At 73.1% G+C, this 20073-nt stretch carries 13 protein-coding genes; 12 read left to right on the forward strand and 1 reads right to left on the reverse strand.

Annotated features, from left to right (window positions below; translation table 11 throughout):
* Positions 1-21: 21 nt before the first annotated feature.
* Positions 22-885, reverse strand: coding sequence for a KPN_02809 family neutral zinc metallopeptidase (ypfJ, locus tag LX12_RS01635; protein WP_253652747.1), 864 nt, complete (start codon positions 883-885; stop codon positions 22-24).
* Between the two features lie 113 nt (positions 886-998).
* Between ypfJ and aspS the strand changes: the two genes are divergently transcribed.
* The 12 genes from aspS (at position 999) to LX12_RS01700 (ending at position 19988) form a co-directional block, all read left to right on the forward strand.
* Positions 999-2792 (forward strand): aspartate--tRNA ligase, encoded by a 1794-nt coding sequence (gene aspS / locus LX12_RS01640; RefSeq protein ID WP_253653148.1) that lies wholly within the window; start codon positions 999-1001, stop codon positions 2790-2792.
* Between the two features lie 10 nt (positions 2793-2802).
* Complete coding sequence (locus LX12_RS01645; protein ID WP_253652748.1) at positions 2803-3732, forward strand: DUF389 domain-containing protein; 930 nt, start codon at positions 2803-2805, stop codon at positions 3730-3732.
* A 142-nt stretch (positions 3733-3874) separates the two neighbouring features.
* Complete coding sequence (locus LX12_RS01650; protein WP_253652749.1) at positions 3875-7312, forward strand: transglutaminase family protein; 3438 nt, start codon at positions 3875-3877, stop codon at positions 7310-7312.
* Positions 7309-9957: a circularly permuted type 2 ATP-grasp protein gene (locus tag LX12_RS01655; RefSeq protein WP_308213952.1), complete on the forward strand. Its 2649-nt coding sequence runs from the start codon at positions 7309-7311 to the stop codon at positions 9955-9957. The genes LX12_RS01650 and LX12_RS01655 overlap by 4 nt, the downstream gene beginning before the upstream one ends.
* Before the next feature lie 17 nt (positions 9958-9974).
* The gene (locus tag LX12_RS01660; protein ID WP_253652750.1) at positions 9975-10961 is read left to right on the forward strand and encodes a transglutaminase family protein; all 987 of its coding nucleotides are present in this window, start codon (positions 9975-9977) and stop codon (positions 10959-10961) included.
* 41 nt (positions 10962-11002) lie between these two features.
* On the forward strand, positions 11003-12136 hold the full coding sequence (locus LX12_RS01665) for a hypothetical protein (RefSeq protein WP_253652751.1): 1134 nt from the start codon (positions 11003-11005) through the stop codon (positions 12134-12136).
* A gap of 16 nt (positions 12137-12152) precedes the next feature.
* The gene (locus LX12_RS01670; protein WP_372504898.1) at positions 12153-13553 is read left to right on the forward strand and encodes a replication-associated recombination protein A; all 1401 of its coding nucleotides are present in this window, start codon (positions 12153-12155) and stop codon (positions 13551-13553) included.
* A gap of 234 nt (positions 13554-13787) precedes the next feature.
* On the forward strand, positions 13788-16457 hold the full coding sequence (alaS, locus tag LX12_RS01680; RefSeq protein WP_253652752.1) for an alanine--tRNA ligase: 2670 nt from the start codon (positions 13788-13790) through the stop codon (positions 16455-16457).
* Positions 16454-16948 carry a Holliday junction resolvase RuvX gene (ruvX, locus tag LX12_RS01685; RefSeq protein ID WP_253652753.1) on the forward strand — a complete coding sequence of 165 codons (495 nt, stop codon included), beginning with the start codon at positions 16454-16456 and terminating at the stop codon, positions 16946-16948. The genes alaS and ruvX overlap by 4 nt, the downstream gene beginning before the upstream one ends.
* Positions 16945-18654, forward strand: a complete 1710-nt coding sequence (locus tag LX12_RS22140) for an endolytic transglycosylase MltG (RefSeq protein WP_253652754.1) — start codon at positions 16945-16947, stop codon at positions 18652-18654. Before ruvX ends, LX12_RS22140 begins: the two co-directional genes overlap by 4 nt.
* Complete coding sequence (locus tag LX12_RS01695; protein WP_253652755.1) at positions 18651-19496, forward strand: shikimate dehydrogenase; 846 nt, start codon at positions 18651-18653, stop codon at positions 19494-19496. Before LX12_RS22140 ends, LX12_RS01695 begins: the two co-directional genes overlap by 4 nt.
* Before the next feature lie 93 nt (positions 19497-19589).
* Entirely contained in the window at positions 19590-19988 is a 399-nt protein-coding gene (locus LX12_RS01700; protein ID WP_253652756.1) for an A24 family peptidase, read from the forward strand.
* The last annotated feature ends 85 nt before the right edge of the window (positions 19989-20073 follow it).

The following is a 20073-nucleotide window of genomic DNA, read 5'->3' on the forward strand; positions in this document are numbered from 1 at the left end:
TCGGGTCGGTGACGGTCGTGTCTACAGGCTGCGCGCCGAGAAGGTGTCGCACGACGCCGGGTCACCGGTGCGGTAGCCCGTCTGGAACCACCGCACACGTTGGGCCGAGGACCCGTGGGTCCAGCCCTCGGAGTCGTTCCTGCCGGACAACGTGTCGTCGCCGATGGCCTTCGCGGTCTGGATCACCTCGGAGATCTGCTCCTGCGAGATCGGCGCGAGCATCGCGTCGGGACCCTTGTCGGCGTGCTCGGCCCACACCCCGGCGTAGCAGTCGGCCTGCAGCTCGAGCCGTACCGAACCCGAGGTGGCGCCGCGTGATCCGAGGCGCTGCGCCTCCTCCATCGTGCCCATCAGGTTCTGGACGTGGTGGCCGAACTCGTGCGCGACCACGTACTCCTGGGCGAGCGGGCCGTTGCTCCCGCCGAGCTGGTCGGACAGCGTGGTGAAGAAGGTCGGGTCGAAGTAGGCGGTGCGGTCACCGGGGCAGTAGAACGGTCCGACCGACGACGTCGCCGAGCCGCATCCCCCGGTGCTCACCGCGTCGGAGAAGATCACGGTCTTCGGCTTCGTGTAGCCCTGCATCAGGGTCGGCCACACCTCGTCGAGGCTGTTGGTGGTGGCCACGATCCGACAGATCGTGTCGGTGTTGGCCTTCGCGATCGTGCAGCTGTCGATCTGCTGCTGGATGGCCTGGTTCGACGTGCCCTGCGGCGCCGCGGTCCCGCCGTCGCCGCCGAGGATGTCCCCGGGGTTCACGCCGAACAGCACCGCGACGATCGCGACGATGAGCCCGGCGCCGCCACCGAGGGCGATGCGCCCGCGCCCACCGCCCCCACCACCGGACACGCCACTGGTGTCGAGCGGTCCGTCTCCCTGGAACGTCATGCCACCCTCCCGTGCGCGCCGCCGACGGCCGTCGAGTCGGACATCTGATCGTACGTAGGATGAGCGGCGCCGTGGGGCCGACCGTCCCGCCCACCCGTCTCGAGAGGACACCAGTGCTGCGCACCCATTCCGCCGGATCCCTCCGTGCCGACGACGCCGGGGGATCGGTCACGGTCGTCGGCTGGGTGGCCCGTCGACGCGACCACGGTGGCGTGGTGTTCATCGACCTGCGCGACAGCACCGGCCTCGTGCAGGTCGTCTTCCGCGACGAGGCCGTCGCCGAGGCCGCCCACCGCCTGCGCGCGGAGTTCTGCGTCCGCGTCGTCGGCGACGTCGAGGTCCGCCCCGAGGGCAGCGAGAACGCCGCACTCGCGTCGGGCGCGATCGAGATCAACGCCACCGAGCTCGAGGTCCTCAACGCCGCCGCGCCGCTGCCGTTCCAACTGGACGAGGCGCCCGGTGAGGAGGCGCGTCTGCGCTACCGCTACCTCGACCTGCGTCGTGAGGGTCCCGGCAAGGCCCTGCGCCTGCGGTCGAAGGTGAACGCCGCCGCGCGCGGCGTGTTGGCCGAGCACGACTTCGTCGAGATCGAGACCCCGACGCTCACGCGGTCCACCCCCGAGGGCGCCCGCGACTTCCTCGTCCCGGCACGCCTGCGGCCCGGGTCGTTCTACGCGCTGCCGCAGAGCCCGCAGCTGTTCAAGCAGTTGCTGATGGTCGCGGGGATGGAGCGGTACTACCAGATCGCCCGCTGCTACCGCGACGAGGACTTCCGCGCCGACCGGCAACCGGAGTTCACCCAGCTCGACGTCGAGATGAGCTTCGTCGACCAGGACGACGTCATCGCCCTCGCCGAGGAGATCCTGGTCGCGCTGTGGTCGCTCATCGGCGTGCAGGTGCAGACGCCGATCCCGCGGATGACCTACGCCGACGCGATGCGCCGCTACGGCAGCGACAAGCCCGACCTGCGGTTCGACCTCGAACTCGTCGAGTGCACCGAATTCTTCGCCGACACCCCGTTCCGCGTGTTCCAGGCGCCCTACGTCGGCGCCGTCGTCATGCCCGGCGGCGCGAGCCAGCCCCGCCGCACGCTCGACGCCTGGCAGGAGTGGGCCAAGCAGCGCGGCGCGAAGGGACTGGCCTACGTGCTCGTCGCCGAGGACGGGACGCTCGGCGGGCCGGTCGCGAAGAACCTGTCCGACGCCGAGCGCGAGGGCCTCGCGGCCCACGTCGGCGCGAACCCCGGCGACTGCGTGTTCTTCGCCGCCGGGCCGGCGAAGGCGCAGCGTGCGCTGCTCGGTGCCGCGCGCGGCGAGATCGCATCCCGCCTGGGGCTCATCGACCCCGACGCGTGGGCGTTCACCTGGATCGTCGACGCGCCGCTGTTCGAGCCGACCGCCGACGCCACCGCGGGCGGCGACGTCGCGGTCGGGTCCGGCGCCTGGACCGCCGTGCACCACGCGTTCACCTCACCCAAGCCGGAGTCGCTCGACACGCTCGAGGAGGACCCCGGGGCCGCGCTCGCCTACGCGTACGACATCGTCTGCAACGGCAACGAGATCGGCGGCGGCAGCATCCGCATCCACCGTCGTGACGTGCAGGAACGGGTCTTCGCGATCATGGGCATCAGCGCCGAGGAGGCACAGGAGAAGTTCGGCTTCCTGCTCGACGCCTTCTCGTTCGGCGCCCCGCCGCACGGCGGCATCGCGTTCGGCTGGGACCGCATCACCGCGCTGCTCGCGGGCGAGTCCTCGATCCGCGAGGTCATCGCGTTCCCGAAGTCCGGCGGCGGCGTCGACCCGCTCACCGACGCGCCCGCGCCGATCACCGCGGCGCAGCGCAAGGAGTCGGGCATCGACGCGACGCCCGCCCCGCGCGGCGGCGACGCCGCACCCACCGCCGGCTGACCCCCGCCGCATGCTGCACCTGCGGGTGATCGTGCCGGCCGACGAGTCCGCCGAGATCGTCGACCATCTGCGGGACGCGGTCGGGGTCACGCACCTCGTCGTCAGCCCCGGTGCCGCGATCGAGCCCGCCGGGGACCTCGTGCAGGCCGACGTCACGCGCGAGGCGGCCGACGCGGTCCTCGACGCCCTGACCGCCCGGGGCCTGCAGCGCCGCGGCGCGATCACGATGGAGCCGCTGGACACGGTCCTGTCCGACGCCGCGGTGCGCGCCGAGAAGGAGGCGCCCGGCGACCCCGACGACGCGATCGTGTGGCACGAACTCACCGGCCGCACCCGCGACGACGCCACCCTCAGCGTCACGTTCCTCGCGTTCCTGACCATCGCGTGTCTGCTCGCGGCCGTCGGTGTCATCACCGATTCCCCGGTCACAGTGGTCGGCGCGATGGTGGTCGGACCCGAGTTCGGGCCCCTCGCCGGCATCGCCGTCGGGTTGGTGGCGCGTCGTGCCGACCTGGCGCGCCGGTCGCTGATCGCCCTGATGATCGGGTTCCCGCTCGCGATGGTCGTCACCGGACTGGCCGCGCTGCTCGGGGAGGTCAGCGGGCTGATCGAGCTGAGCGACGTCACCGCCGCCGACCAGGTCGACTTCATCTACCAGGTGGGCGTGTTCTCCTTCGTCGTCGCGGTGCTCGCCGGCGCGGCCGGGATGCTGTCGCTGGTGTCGGCGAAGTCCGCGGCCCTGGTCGGGGTGTTCATCTCGGTGACGACGGTGCCCGCGGCCGGGTACGCGGTGGTCGCGGCGACGCTCGGGCAGTGGGCGGTCGCCGCGGAGTCGGCCGCGCAGCTGGCGGTCAACATGGTCGGCATCGTGCTGGCCGGGGTGGGTGTTCTGTGGGCGCACCGAGCGGTCGGGCGACGGCGGTCGGCGCGCGTGGGCTGACGCGAAACCTCGTGGGCGAGCGGCCCGCCCGACGAGCGACGTCACACCTGCTCGTGCGGTGGACCGCGCGCGGGTGTGGTGGGATCGAGGGCACCGCCGGACACGGATCACTGGATGCCGGCGCCGGGAAGGACTCTCCGCCGTGACGATCAAGGTCGCCCTCGAGCACCGGACGAGCTACGCCTTCGACCGCCCCGTCACCATCCACCCGCACGTGGTCCGGTTGCGTCCGGCACCGCACTCGCGGACGCCGATCGAGGCGTACTCGCTGCGGGTGGAGCCCGACGGCCACTTCGTGAACTGGCAGCAGGACGCGTTCAGCAACTACCAGGCGCGCCTCGTGTTCCCGACCCCGGCGACCTCGCTGACGATCACCGTCGACCTCGTCGCCGACCTGACCGCGGTCAACCCGTTCGACTTCTTCGTCGAGGAGGCCGCGCAGGAGATCGGGTTCACCTACACCGACGATCTCCGGGCCGACTTGGAGCCGTACCTGCGTGATGTCACCCCGACCGGTCGGCACGCGGAACGGTCCGCGGGCGCGGACGGTCCCGCACCCCTGCTCGACGAGTGGGTGGCCGCGCACCGCCCGACACCGGGCACCGGGACCATCGACCACCTCGTCGCCGTCAACCAGGCGCTGCGCGACGACATCGGCTACACCGTGCGTCTCGAGGCCGGCGTGCAGACCCCCGAGCACACGCTGTCGACGGCGATCGGCTCGTGCCGCGACTCGGCCTGGCTGCTCGTCGCGATCCTGCGCCGCATGGGCCTCGCCGCGCGCTTCGTGTCGGGCTATCTCGTACAGCTCACCTCGGACGTCAAGGCCGTCGACGGCCCGTCGGGCCCGTCCGCGGACTTCACCGACCTGCACGCCTGGACCGAGGTGTACCTGCCCGGCGCCGGCTGGGTCGGCATGGATCCCACGTCGGGCCTGTTCGCGGGTGAGGGCCACATCCCGCTCGCCGCGACACCGGCGCCCGGCGGTGCCGCGCCGATCACCGGGGCAACCGGCCCGTGTCACGCCACGATGGACTTCTCGAACACCGTCACGCGGTTCCACGAGGACCCGCGGGTCACGTTGCCCTACACCGACGACCAGTGGCAGCGCGTCGTGGACCTCGGAGCCCACGTCGACGAGCTGATGACGACCCACGCGGTCGACCTGACCATGGGCGGCGAACCGACCTTCGTCTCCGTCGACGACCAGACCGCACCGGAGTGGACGACCGCGGCCGACGGCCCGCACAAGCGACGCCGCGCATCGGTGCTCGCGGAGAGCCTGCGCGAGAAGTACGCGCCGCGGGGACTCGTCCAGCGCAGCCAGGGCAAGTGGTACCCGGGGGAGCCGTTGCCGCGCTGGCAGATCGCGCTGATGTGGCGCACCGACGGCGAACCGCTGTGGACCCGGCCCGAACTGCTCGCCGACCCCTGGCCCGACGACGACGCCGCCCGCCGCTCCATGTCGGGCGAGGCCTCGACACCCACCGCCGCGTCGTCGGCGCGGTCGCGGGCGTTCACCGAGGCCATCGCCGCCGCACTGCACCTGCCCACGACGACCGTTCAGCCCGCCTACGAGGACCCGCTCGTCGCACTGGCGGAGTCGCTGCGTCGACCCGCGGGGACCCCGACACCCCCGGCGTCGGACACCGACGGCGGGGACACGCCCGATCTCGGACCCCACGTCGACTCCCCGGATCGACGGGCGGAGCTGCTCGCGGCCCTCGACGGCCCCGTCGTCGACGCCACCGCCCATGTGCTGCCGATCAGCCGCACCGAGGACGACGTGACGTGGGAGTCCATCCCGTGGGCGACGCGCCGCGAGCGGCTCGTGTTGACCGCCGGGACGTCCCCGGCCGGACTGCGGCTGCCGCTGGACTCGCTGTCGTGGTCGGCGCCGCCGGTGCTGCCCGACACCGACCCGACCGCACCGGCCCCGGCGCTGCGCGCGCCCGGGCCGCCGCCGGAGGTGACCATCGTGACGCCGGGGGCCACACCGCCGCCGCCGGCGCAGGACCCCGCCGACCGTCCGTTGCCGCGGACCGCGGTCGTCGTCGAGGTCCGTGACGACGTCCTGTACGCGTTCCTCCCGCCCACCCAGTCCCTCGACCACTTCGTCGACCTGGTGTCGGCGGTGGAGGAGGCCGCCGCCCGCACCGGAGACCCCGTCGTGGTGGAGGGATACGGCCCGCCCGCCGACGCGCGGCTCCAGTCGCTCTCGGTGACACCGGATCCCGGGGTCATCGAGGTCAACGTCCAGCCCACGGCCTCGTTCGCCGAGCAGTCGGAACTGTTGGGCGAGTTGTACTCCCAGGCGCGACTGGCCCGTCTGGGCACCGAGTCGTTCGACCTCGACGGCTCGCACGGGGGGACCGGCGGCGGCAACCACATCACGCTGGGCGGCGTCACCCCGGCGCGCTCGCCGCTCCTGCGTCGCCCCGACCTGCTGGTCTCGATGATCGCCTACTGGCAGCGGCACCCGTCGCTGTCCTACCTGTTCTCGGGCCGCTTCGTCGGGACGACGTCGCAGGCACCGCGGGTCGACGAGGGGCGGGAGGACGCCCTCTACGAACTCGAGATCGCGTTCGCCGAGATCGACCGTCTCGCCGGTGCCGGGCACACAGCGCCGTGGACCGTCGACCGTGCGCTGCGACATCTGCTCACCGACATCACCGGCAACACCCACCGGGCCGAGTTCTGCATCGACAAGCTCTACAGCCCGGACTCGGCGCGTGGCCGCCTGGGCCTGCTGGAGCTCCGCGCGTTCGAGATGCCGCCGCACCACCGGATGGCGATGGTGCAGTCGCTGCTGGTGCGGTGCCTGGTGATCTGGTTCTGGCAGCACCCGTTCCGTGGTCGCCTCATCCGGCACGGCGCGGAACTGCACGGCCGACACCTGTTGCCGCACCACGTGATCGCCGACATCGCCGCGGTCGCCGCCGACCTGCGCGACGCCGGGCTCGAGTTCGACACCGCCTGGCTCGACCCCTTCACCGAGTTCCGCTTCCCGCGGTTGGGGACCGTCGCGATCCGCAACCACGAGATCGAGCTGCGCGGTGCGATCGAGCCGTGGAACACGTTGGGGGAGGAGTCGACCGGCACCGGCACCGCGCGCTACGTCGACTCGTCCGTGGAGCGGGTGCAGGTGCGTGTCACCGGCAGCGACGACGACCGGTTCGTGCTCACGTGCAACGGGATCCCCGTCCCGCTGGCCGCCACCGAGCGTCCCGGGGAGCGGGTCGCCGGGATCCGGTTCCGTGCGTGGCAGCCGCCGAGCGCGCTGCACCCGACGATCACCGTCGACTCGCCGCTCGTGTTCGACCTCGTCGACACCGTCGCCGGCCGGTCGGTCGGCGGCGCGACCTACCACGTCGTGCACCCGGGCGGGCGCGCCTACGAACGTCCCCCGGTCAACGCGGTGGAGGCCGAGTCCCGGCGCAACGGTCGGTTCGAGGCGATCGGGCACACACCGGGGCCGGTCGACGTGGCCGCGATCCGGGAGATGCGGGCCCGCCTCGCCGTCGACCTCGGAGTGCCGGGGATCCTCGACCTCCGGCGAGCACGTACGGTCCTGAGGTGACATCGGCCCGGACACCCGTCGGCGCGACGTCGGCCCCGGTCGACGACACACAGGCCGCCGGCATCGTCGAGACCTATCGCGCCGACCGCTTCGGCCTGTTCGACGCCCGCGACCCCCGGCATCTGGGCGCGACCGGCCTGCCCCACGACGAGTTCGTCGACGCCGACGGCGGCATCCGCCCGCAGTGGTCGGAACTCGTCGACGCCTACGCCCGGGCCGGTGAACCCGGGCTGACGCGCACCGACGCACGGTTGGCCGCGATGGTCGCCGACGAGGGCATCACCTACACGCCGGTCGGCGACGGCATGGAGCTGCCGACGTCGCCGGTCCCGTGGCAGCTCGACAGCGTGCCCCTCGTCCTCGACGGCGAGACCTGGGCGACCGTGGAAGCCGGTGTGGCGCAACGGTGTCGGCTCCTCGACGCGCTGCTCGCCGACCTGTACGGCCCGCAGCGGACCCTCGAGGAGGGCATCGTCGCCCCGGAGATGGTGTTCGGCCACCCCGGCTGGATCGCCAAGGTGGGTGCCGGCGCGTCGGCCGGTGTCCGGTCGCTGGTGCTGCACGCCGCCGACCTCGGACGCCTGCCCGACGGGTCCGTCGCGGTGTGGGGTGACTACACCGGTGCGCCGTCGGGCATCGGGTACGCGATGGCCGACCGTCGGATCGTCTCCCGGGTGCTCGCCGGGCCGTTCGGACGCGCCGTACCCCGTCCGATCACGTCGTTCGCGGCAGCGCTGCGGGTCGCCCTCGTCGACGCCGCCCCGAGCGGTGTCGACGACCCCACGATCGTCGTGCTCAGCCCCGGATCCCTGTCGGAGACGTACTTCGACCAGGTCACCGTCGCGACCCACCTCGGCGTCCCGCTCGTCGAGGGCTCCGACCTGCTGGTCCGCAACGGTGCCGTCTACATGCGCTCGCTCGGCAGCTTCAAGCGCGTCGACGTCGTCCTGCGGCGCGTCGACGCCGCCTGGTGCGACCCCCTGGACCTGCGCACCGACTCCCGTCTCGGTGTCGCCGGGCTCGTCGAGGCGGTCGCGCGCGGCGCGGTCACCGTGGTGAACACCCTGGGCAGCGGCGTCGCGGAGAACCCCGCGCTGCACACCGTCGCCGACGCGCTCGCGCGGACCCTGCTCGACGAGGAGCTGATCCTGCGGCCCGTCGACTCCTGGTGGGCCGGGGATCCCACGGGCGCCGCCGAGGTCCGGCGACGGGCGGCCGACCTCGTCCTCGACAACGTGCGCACCGGTGAGCGGGTGATCGGCCCGGAACTCGACGCCGCCGCGCTCGACGCGACGCGCGACCGCGTCGAGGCACAGCCGTGGCAGTGGGTCGGACGCTCCTGCCCGGCGTTCTCGGTGAGCCCGAGCGCCGTGCGGTCCCCGGGCGGGACGTCGCGGCTGCGCCCGGCATCGGTGACCCTGCGCACCTTCGCGGTCGCGCACGGCACCGGCTACACGGTCATGCCGGGTGGTCTCGGACAGGTCCTCGCCGACGGCCCGGCGGGCGCGGGACTGCGGTCGGTGGCCGCCAAGGACGTGTGGGTGGTGGCGCCCGAGCCCGCCGGCGACGCCCGCGTCACCGAGACCTCGGTGGCCATGTCGGTGCCGAGCACCGGTGCCGCCATCGACCGGTCGGCGTTGTCGCCACGCGTCCTGGCCGACCTGTTCTGGCTCGGCCGCTACGGGGAGCGGACCGAGGCGACGGTCCGCATGGTGCGTGTGGCCTCCGAGCGCCACCAGGCGCAGCGGTACCGCCCCCGCGCCGACGACACCGCCGTCGTGGCCCGCTATCTCGCGGGTGTCGGTGCGGCCACCGGGACCGGTCACCTCATCGACGACGACGCCACGGACCTCACCGCCACGCTCGCGGCGATGACGACGGCGCGGACCGTCCCGGGGACCGTCGCGCACGCCCTCGACCGCCTCGCCTCGTCGGCCCGCGCGGTCCGTGACCAGATGTCGACGAGCACGTGGATGGTGCTGGGCACCGTCGAACGGGCCATGGCCGAACTCCGTGGCGGGGGACCGCCGGATCTCGGCGACCTCGCCCGCGGTCACGAGCAGATGCTGCACGGGATGCTCGCCCTGTCCGGTCTGCAGGCCGACTCGATGGTCCACGACCCCGGGTGGCTGTTCATGGACGCCGGGCGTCGGCTCGAGCGGATCATCCTGGTCGCCGAGCTGCTCCGCGGGATCGCCGCCCGGCGGTCGGACCCGGTCGTCGAGCAGGGCCTGCTCGAGGCGTTCCTCGTCGCCAACGAGTCCGCGGTCATCTACCGCCGGCGGAACCGCGCGGTCATGGGTCTGCGATCGGTCATCATGTTGTCCGTGCTCGACGAGACCAACCCGCGGTCGGTGATCTACCAGCTGGACGCGCTGCGCGACGACTGGGACGCGATGCCCGACGAGGTGCGTTCGGCGTCGGTGGAGCGCACCGTGGCCGACATGGTCGCCGACGTCCGGCGTGTGGAGATCGGCGACCTCGTCGCGACCGACGACACCGGTGTCCGCCGCGACCTGGACCGGCTGACGGCGGGACTCGCGGAGGGGGCACGGTCGGTGTCGGACCAGCTCGGCCGCACCCGTTTCGCGCCACCGCGTGACCTGCAGCCGCTGTGGGGCGGCGCGCGCGCCCTGGTCCCGTGACGCCGGGGTCCGCCACGGTGGACGCTGTCGCGGCGGGCACCCGTCGCTACGCCGTCACCCACCGCACCACCTACTCCTACGACGACGTCGTGAGCTCGTCGTTCGGTCGCTGTCATCTCCTGCCGCGTGACCTGCCGGGCCAGCGGGTTCTCGAGGCGGCCGTCGCCGTCGACCCCGAACCGGCCGACCGGTCCACCGGCACCGACGTGTTCGGCAACGCCGACACCTACTTCCACGTGCGCACCCCGCACCGGCGACTCGAGGTCACCGGCACCTCGATCGTCGACGTCGACCCGATCGCTTCCGACATCGTCGAGCGGGGTCCCGCCCTCGACGCGTGGGAGTCGCACCGGCCCGGCCGGGACCGACATCCCCGGTCGGTGGCGTTCGTCCTCGATCTCGACCCGCCGGAGATCACACCGGCCGTGCACGACTACGCCGCGCAGGTCCTCGTCCCCGGCCGGCCGCTGATCGACGTCGTCGTCGACCTCACGTCCCGGATCCACGCCGACTTCACCTACCGGTCCGGTTCGACGGCGGTGAGCACCCGTGTCGCGACGGTGATGCAGCGGCGCGAGGGGGTGTGTCAGGACTTCGCGCGTGTGGCCGTGGCCTGCCTGCGGAGTCACGGGCTGGCCGCGCGGTACGTGTCGGGGTATCTGGCGACCGAACCGCCACCCGGTCGCGACCGCGTCGTCGGCGCCGACGCCAGCCACGCGTGGGCGGCCGTCGGCACCTCCGACGGCCGCTGGATCGCGTTCGACCCGACCAACGACACGCTCGTGGGTGAGAGGCACGTCACAGTCGCCGTCGGACGGGACTATGATGACGTACCGCCCCTGCGGGGCGTGATCTACACCGACGCGACATCGAGCTCCATCGAGGTCTCCGTCGACGTCGCCCCGCAGCCGCCGACGCCCGAGAACCGGGCGGACACCCGCGCGCAAGCAGCGACGCCCGGGTCACCGCACACGACTACTGCGAACGGACCCGACACCGTGTGAGCGGATGGGCGTGTCCGTCGCGTTGGGTAGGTTGAACGGCGATGACCGTGATCAGCGAGACGCGCCTGTCGGGGGCCGTCCGGACCGCCGAGCGTGTCCTGAGTTCCCGTGCCGGGGTGCAGGTGGATCTCACCGACCCCGTCGATCTCGGGGGCAGCGGTCGCACCGACGTCGTCCGTGTCCGCGTCGCACCGAACCCGGTGACGATGGACCGCACGCTGGTGGTCAAGGTCTGGCCCGTCGACGAGCCGGGCGACGCCTTCGCCCGCGAGCTCGCCTCGTACAAGTACGCGACGGCCCTGCCGACGCCGTCGCGGCCGGGACCGCACCTCATCGCCTTCGACCACCGCGCCCGGGTCATCGTCCTCAGCGACCTCGGGCACGGACGGTCGATGGCCGAGATGCTCGCCGCGACCGACGTCGACGCCGCCCATCGCGCGGTGAGCGCCTGGGGGCAGGCCCTGGGCCGGATGCACGCGGCCACCGTCGGCGGCGAGCAGGACTTCGCCGCGCTGCTGCGCCACGGTCCGGACCGCAGCACCGCCGAGTCGCTCGCCGTCCACCTCGACACCGGGGTGGCGTTGGCGCCGGAGGTGCTCGCCGACGACCTCGGGGTGGGCGACGCGCCGGAGTTCGTGGAGGTGCTGCGCCGCGGGGCCGGGTTGGTCCGCGAGGGCGACCACCGCGCGTTCAGCCCGTCGGACGTCGGGCCGCCGAACATCCTCCTCAACGACGACGGCGTGCAGTTCATGGACTACGAGTGGGGCGGCTTCCGGGACGCCACGCTCGACATCGCCTACGCGTGTCTGACCTGCACCAGTGCGGTGGCGCCGTCGCTGGCCGCGCACCGCGACGAGCTCGTGACCGCCATGATCGACGCGTGGCGCTCGGAGGTGCAGTCGATCTGGCCGTCGCTCGGACACGACGGCGAGATGAACCGCAAGATGCTCGTCGCCCGCACCCTGTGGGTGTGGATGTCGACCCTGTGGATGCTGCCGGTGGACCTCGGCGACGACAGCCACGCCCGCGGCCTCGCGCTGCGCACGGGCGACCCGACCGTCGTCGTCGGCCGGTGGCGCGATCTCGCCGAGGCCGGTCGTCGTGTCGGCGTGCCCGAGGTGGCGGACTGCTCGGCGGCGATCGCCGAGGCGCTGGACGCCGCCTGGCTGCGGTGAGCCCTCGGGACGTCCCGTGACCGACACGGGGGAGAGGGGTCTGTTCGACCCTCCCGCGCCCGACCTCGACGAGGGCACCGGACCCCTCCTGATCGACACCTCGGGCCCACTCGCGGTACGCATGCGCCCGCGATCGCTCGACGAGGTCGTCGGGCAGGACCACCTGCTCGGCACCGGCTCCCCGCTCCGGCGGCTCGTCGAGGGCTCCGGGGCGGCGTCGGTGCTGCTCTACGGGCCGCCGGGGACCGGCAAGACCACGATGGCCTCGCTCATCTCGACGGCGACCGGCCGCCGGTTCGTGGCCCTGTCCGCGCTGTCGGCCGGTGTGAAGGAGGTCCGCGCGGTCATCGAGACCGCCCGGCGCGCGCTCGTCGCCGGTGAGCAGACGGTCCTGTTCATCGACGAGGTCCACCGCTTCTCGAAGACCCAGCAGGACGCCCTCCTCGACGCCGTCGAGAACCGCATCGTGCTGCTCGTCGCGGCCACCACCGAGAACCCGTCGTTCTCCGTCGTCGCCCCGCTGCTGTCGCGGTCGCTGGTCCTGCAGCTGAACCCCCTCGACGACGAGGCCGTGCGGACCGTCCTGCTGCGCGCCGTCGACGATCCGCGGGGCCTCGGGGGACGGGTCGTCGTCGCCGACGACGCGCTCGAGCACATCGTCGCGCTCGCCGGAGGGGACGCGCGTCGAGGTCTGACCGCGTTGGAGGTGGCCGCCGGCGCGGTGCAGGAGGGACCGCAGAACGGCCACGACGGACCACCGACGGTGGACCTCGCCGACGTCGAGGCCGCGATGGACCGGGCCGCGGTCCGCTACGACCGGGACGGCGACCAGCACTACGACGTCATCAGCGCGTTCATCAAGTCCATCCGTGGATCCGACGTGGACGCGGCCGTGCACTATCTGGCCCGGATGATCAGCGCGGGGGAGGACCCGCGGTTCATCGCGCGGCGGTTGATGATCCACGCCAGCGAGGACATCGGCATGGCCGACCCGACCGCGATCCAGGTCGCCGTCGCGGCGGCGCAGGTCGTCGCGCTCGTCGGCATGCCCGAGGCGCGCCTGGCCCTCACCCAGGCGACCATCCACCTGGCGACCGCACCCAAGTCGGGCGCGGTGGTCTCGGCGATCGGGGCGGCCATGTCCGACGTGGCCGCCGGGAAGGCGGGGGCCGTGCCCCCGCACCTGCGCGACGGGCACTACGCGGGCGCCGCGGCACTCGGCAACGCCCAGGGGTACCGCTACCCCCACGACGACCCCGACGGCGTCGTACGCCAGCAGTACCCCCCGGACCAGCTCGTCGGGACCGATTACTACGTGCCGACCGACCACGGCAACGAGCGCGGCCTGCGGTCGCGGGTGGAGCGGCTGCGCGCGATCGTCCGGGGCGGGCGGGACAGGAGAGCCGGGACGGACTGACCCCCCCGGGTGGGCGGGTTGGGTGGGCGGGCTCCCCCGGTAGGCGGGCTGGGTGGGCGGGCTCCCCCGGTAGGCGGGCTGGGTGGGCGGGCTCCCCCGGTAGGCGGGTTGGGTGGGCGGGCTCCCCCGGTAGGGTGGACACGCTCTCCCGGGCCCCTGTCGGCGGTCCGGTGCCACCGTGCGGCGTCGTCGGATCGACGACACCCACACCCCGACCGCAGAGGACGACGTCAGGTGCAGACCCACGAGATCAGGAAGCGATTCCTCGATCACTTCGTCGCGGCCGGTCACACCGAGATCCCCAGCGCGTCCCTCGTCCTCGACGACCCGAACCTGCTGTTCGTGAACGCCGGCATGGTGCCGTTCAAGCCGTATTTCCTCGGCGAGCGCACCCCGGAGTCGCCGCGCGCGACGTCGATCCAGAAGTGTGTCCGCACCCTCGACATCGAGGAGGTCGGCATCACCACCCGCCACAACACCTTCTTCCAGATGGCGGGCAACTTCTCCTTCGGCGACTACTTCAAGCGCGAGGCCATCGCGTTCGCGTGGTCGCTGCTGACGAACCCCGTCGCCGACGGCGGGTTCGGCATCGACCCGACCCGCCTGTGGCCGACGGTCTACCTCGACGACGACGAGGCCGAGGCCATCTGGCGCGACGAGATCGGGGTGCCCGCCGAGCGGATCCAGCGTCGCGGGATGAAGGACAACTACTGGTCGATGGGTGTCCCGGGGCCCTGCGGCCCGTGCTCGGAGATCTTCTACGACCGCGGCCCCGAGTACGGCGTCGAGGGCGGGCCCGAGGCCGACGAGGACCGCTACATCGAGATCTGGAACCTCGTGTTCATGCAGAACGAGCGGGGTGAGGGCGGGACCAAGGACGACTACCCGATCCTCGGTCCGCTGCCGCGACCCAACATCGACACCGGCATGGGCATCGAGCGCGTCGCGACGATCCTGCAGGGCGTCGACAACGTCTACGAGACCGACCTGCTCAAGCCCGTGATCGACACCGCCGCCCGACTCACCGGCCGCGCCTACGGCGCCGGCGGCGAGGACGGGCACGCCGCCGACGTGCGCTTCCGCGTCATCGCCGATCACGCCCGCACCGCGGTGATGCTCATCTCCGACGAGATCACCCCCGGCAACGACGGCCGCGGGTACGTGCTGCGTCGCCTGCTCCGCCGCATCGTCCGCTCGGCTCGGCTGCTCGGAGCCGACCAGCCCACGATGGGGGACTTCGTCGACACCGTCATCGCGACCATGTCGCCGTCGTATCCCGTTCTCGCCGAGAAGGCCTCGTCGATCCGCGCGACAGCGGTCGCGGAGGAACAAGCGTTCCTGCGGACGTTGGCCGACGGGTCGAAGCTGTTCGACGAGGCCGTCACCGCCACCCGCGACGCGGGCAGCACGGTCATCACGGGCAGCAAGGCCTTCGCACTGCACGACACCTATGGCTTCCCGATCGACCTCACGCTCGAGATGGCCGCCGAGGCCGGGCTGTCGGTGGACGAACAGGGATTCACCGACCTCATGGCCGAGCAGCGCCGCCGGGCGCAGGCCGACGCCAAGGGCAAGAAGACCGGGCACGCCGAGGAGTCCGTGTACCGCGAGTTCCTCGACCGCGGGCCCACCGAGTTCACCGGGTTCGACGAGCTGGTCAGCGACGCAACGGTTCTCGGGATCGTCGGGGGCGGCCTCACGCGGCCCGTCGCGACCGTCGGTGACCAGGTCGACATCGTGCTCGACCGCACCCCGCTCTACGCGGAGTCGGGCGGGCAGATGGCCGACATCGGCACCATCTCGACCTCCGCCGGCGCCCGCGCCCGTGTCACCGACGTGCAGAAGGTGGCCAAGTCCGTCTACCGGCACGTCGCGACCGTCGAGGCGGGCGAGTTCGTCGTCGGCGACGTCGTGCTCGCCGCGGTCGACCCGCAATACCGTCGCGGTGCCACCCAGGGACACTCCGGCACGCACCTCGTCGGCGCGGCCCTGCGTCAGGTGTTGGGTTCCGGTGCGACGCAGGCGGGTTCGCTCAACCGTCCGGGCTACCTCCGTTTCGACTTCCGCGCACAGGGACCGCTCAGCGACGCGCAGCGGGCCGAGGTCGAGGACATCACCAACTCCGCGGTCGAGTCCGACCACGAGGTGCACACCTTCGAGACCGGGCTCGACGAGGCCAAGGCGATGGGCGCCATGGCGCTGTTCGGGGAGAACTACGGCGACCGGGTGCGTGTCGTCGAGATCGGCGGCCCGTTCTCGATGGAGCTCTGCGGTGGCACCCACGTCGGGTCGTCGGCGCAGGTCGGTCCCGTGACCCTGCTCGGGGAGTCGTCGGTCGCGTCGGGCGTGCGTCGCGTCGAGGCCTACGTCGGACTCGACTCCTATCGGCACCTCGCCCGCGAGCGGGCTCTGCTCGCCGCGGTGAGCTCGACGTTGAAGGTCCCCGGCGAGGAGGTGCCCGATCGCGTCGCCACCCTCGTGGAGCGGTTGCGGGACGCCGAGAAGAGCCTCGAGAAGTTGAAGGCGGACGCGGCCCGTGCGTCCGCGGCGTCGGTCCTCGACGACGCCGAGCGCATCGGCGACACCCTGGTCGTCGCCGCCCGGCTGGCCGACGGACTCTCCGGCGGTGACCTGCGTGCGCTCGCCACCGACCTCCGTGCTCGTCTGGGCTCCCAGGCGGGCATCGTCGCGCTCTTCTCCGTCACCGACGGCAAGGTCCCGTTCGTGGTCGCGCTCACCGGTGCCGCCCGCGACGCCGGCCTGTCGGCAGGGGCGATCGTCGGCGACGTCGCACCGACGGTCGGCGGCCGCGGTGGTGGCAAGCCGGACCTCGCCCAGGGGTCGGGGACCGATCCCGACGGCATCGCGACCGCCCTCGCGCGCGTGCGGCAGGCGGCCGGATGACGGTCGCCGACGGGGAGCCCTCTCCGGCACGCCCGCGCGGACGTCGACTCGCCGTCGACGTGGGGAGTGTGCGCATCGGCGTCGCCGCATGTGATCCTGACGGGATGCTGGCGACACCGGTCGAGACCGTGCCCCGGGTCGGCGACGGACGCGACCTCGCCCGGATCGCGGCGCTCGTCGACGAATACGACGCCGTCGAGGTCATCGTCGGGCTGCCCACCACCCTGCGGGGTGACCACGGGCCGGCCGCCCAGACCGCCACGTCCTTCGCCGAGGCACTGCGTCGCCGCGTCGGCGACGTCCCGGTCACCCTCCACGACGAACGGATGACGACCGCACTGGCGAGTCGGTCCCTGCGCGCCGGGGGTCGGTCGTCCAAGCAGCAGCGCGCGATCATCGACCAGGCCGCCGCCGTCGAGATCCTGCAGTCGTGGCTCGATCGCCACCTGCGGCGTCCGGTCGTCGGCGACCCCGGGGCGGCCGACCGGTGAGCGACGAGAACCGGCATCGGCGCCGGGCCGACGACGGCACACCGAGCGAGCGGTTCCGTCTTCCCGCGGACGCCGGCCACCAGCCGCGGGCGCATCGTCGCGCACGGACGGCCGACGACACCGTGGACCCGCGCCTGCGCGGGCCGGTCCGTCCGGGGCCCGTCCGGCGCGAGTCCCCGGTCGACCCGACGGCGTCGGGCTGGACCGAACCGCGTCGTGCCCGACCCGAGGCGATCCCGCCCCGAGGACCGGCTGGAGCCCGGCCCGCCCGCGACCCCGGGTGGGAACGCCCGCTTCGCCGTCCGGCGCCGGACGGGTACGACCGTCCGACGGAGCGCGACGTCCGTCCGACCGCGGCGCCGCGCGACCCCGGTCGGCCCGTCGACGGTGAGCGTCCCCGGTCGTACGCCCCACGCGACGAGACCCCGCCCACCACCTCGTACGCCGATCCGCCCCGCGTCGACGACGGTGTCACCGACGTCGACGCGGCCACGGTGCCCACACGCGTCGTCGACGGTCGCCGACCGTCCCCGGCCCGCCCCCGGCGGCGCGGCACCACCGCGACCGTGCGACGACGTCGCCGCGTCGCGCTCGTCGGTGTCCTCGTGGTGATGGCGGTGCTGGTGTGCGGTGTCACCTACGCCGGACTGCGGCTCACCGGCTTCTTCGTCGACGACAAGGACTTCAGCGGCAGCACGGGCACCGGCGACGTGCTGGTGCAGATCCCCGACAATGCCCCGCTGAGCCAGTTCGGCCAGATCCTGACCGACCGCGGCGTCGTGGCGAGCGTCCGCGCCTTCACCGACGCCGCCGACGGCAAACCCATCTCCGCCGGGTTCTACAAGCTCCGCACCCGCATCTCGGCGGCGTCGGCGGTGTCCATGCTCGACGGTGACGACAACCGCGTGGGCCGGGTGGTCATCCCCGCCGGACGGCAGCTCGACACCAAGCAGTCCGCCGACGGGTCGGCCACCACCGGGATCTTCGCGATGGTCGCGCAGGCGACCACGGTCACCATCGACGGCACACGCCGCGGGGTCACCGCCGAACAGCTCGCGCAGGCAGCCGCCACGGCCACGCCCCAACAGCTCGGGGTGCCGTCGTGGGCGACGTCACGGGTGCAGGCCCTGACCGGCGACCACCGTCGGATCGAGGGCCTCATCGCGCCGGTCGCCTGGGAGGCGATCGACCCGTCGCTGTCCCCGGTCGACATGCTGCGCTACCTGATCTCGACCAGCGCGGGCTACTTCGAGCGCTGGGGACTGACGCGGGAGGGCAGCAGCGGGCTCAGCCCGTACGACACCCTCGTGGCCGCGTCGGTGGTCGAGAAGGAGGTCGCGAACCCCGACGACTACGGCAAGGTCGCCCGCGTCATCGTCAACCGGCTCGCGAAGAACCAGAAGCTCGAGATGGACTCGACCGCCAACTACACCGCCGCGGTGGTCAACATCGACGTGTCGGGGGACGCCTACACCGCCGACACGAAGTGGAACACCTACCAGGTGACGGGGCTGCCGGCGACGCCGATCGGGTCGGTGGGCGAGAACGTCGTCGCCCCCACGGTCGACCCGCCGGCGGGCAACTGGCTGTACTTCGTCGCGGTCGACTCGAAGGGCACCACGGACTTCACCGACGACTACCAGCAGCACCTGCGCAACCGACAGTTGGCGTGCGACAACAAGGTCCTCTCGGTCGGGTGTCGGTGACCGGTCCGGTCGGGGGAGTGCGGCACGCCGCGGTCCTGGGCCACCCCGTCGACCACTCACGCTCGCCCGACCTGCACCTGGCCGCCTATCGGGCCCTCGGGCTCGACGGCTGGACCTACGAGCGGATCGACTGCACCGCGGAGACGCTGCCCGGCCTGGTCGCAGGGCTCGACGAGTCGTGGGTCGGCCTGTCGGTGACGATGCCCGCCAAGGCCGCCGCCCTGGACTTCGCCGACACGGTCACCGACCGCGCCCGCCGCGTCGGATCCGCCAACACGCTGGTCCGGACGGATGCCGGTGCCTGGCATGCCGACTGCACGGACATCGACGGTGTCCGCGGGGCCCTCGACACGCTCGGCGCGGCCGACCTCGCCGCGGCACCCGCGGTGCTGCTGGGAGCCGGGGGCACCGCCCGTCCCGCCCTCGCCGCCCTGCACGCCGCCGGCGCGGGCGAGGTCGCCGTCGTCGTCCGCGACCCCGCTCGGGCCGGTGACCTCGTCCACCTGGCCGACGACCTGGGGGTCGCGGTCACGGTGGTCCCGTTCACCGACACCCCGGGACTGCGTGACCGGGCCGCCACGGCGGGTGTCGTGGTCAGCACCGTTCCCGCCGCGGCCGCCGCGGGGCTCGCCGAGGCCCTGGCCGGTGCCCCACGCCTCGTCGACGCCATCTACGACCCGTGGCCGACACCGCTGGCGCAGGCGGTGGCCGACCGCGGCGGCACGGTCGCCGGCGGACTGGTGATGCTGCTGCACCAGGCGTACGCGCAGGTCGAGGCCTTCACGGGTCGGCCCGCCCCGCGCGAGGCGATGGCGTCGGCGGTGGACGCGCACACGCGCTGACCCGCGTCCCCACATCCGGCGCCGTCCACAGGACGCCGCGCGCCGACCCACCGGTGAGGTCGGCCGGTCACCGGCACCGCCGACGATCACCGGGTGCAGACACCGATCGCCATGGCCGTACCCGTGCTGGTGTGGCTGCTCGTGCTGACCGGTACCGATCTGCGCGCGCGGCGACTCCCGAACACGCTGACGATGCCGGGGGTGATCGCCGCCGTCGTCGCCGGTGTGACGCATCCGTCGGTGGCGGTCGCCGTCGCGGTCGCCGCGTTGCCGTACCTGGTCGCGGTGCTCACCGGGAGCTGCGGTGCGGGCGACCTCAAGCTCGCCGTCGTGGCCGGGGCCCTCGCCGGGGACGCCCTGCGCGCCGGTGCCGTCGTCGCGCTCGCGGCGGCGCTCACCGTCGCCGCCATCGTGGTGCGTTGTCGGGACTGCCCGCGCACCGTGGCCCACGGTCCGGCGCTCGCCTCGGCGCTGCTCGTCCTCGTCGTGTGAGGTCGGTGGTCGTCTGCGGTCGGTCGTGGTGGCCGGGGGAGGGTCGGCGATGCGGGGGCGACGGGAGGGACGTGGGAGAATGGGC

This window comes from Williamsia serinedens (genome assembly GCF_024171725.1).
Taxonomy (GTDB): Bacteria; Actinomycetota; Actinomycetes; order Mycobacteriales; family Mycobacteriaceae; genus Williamsia_A; species Williamsia_A serinedens.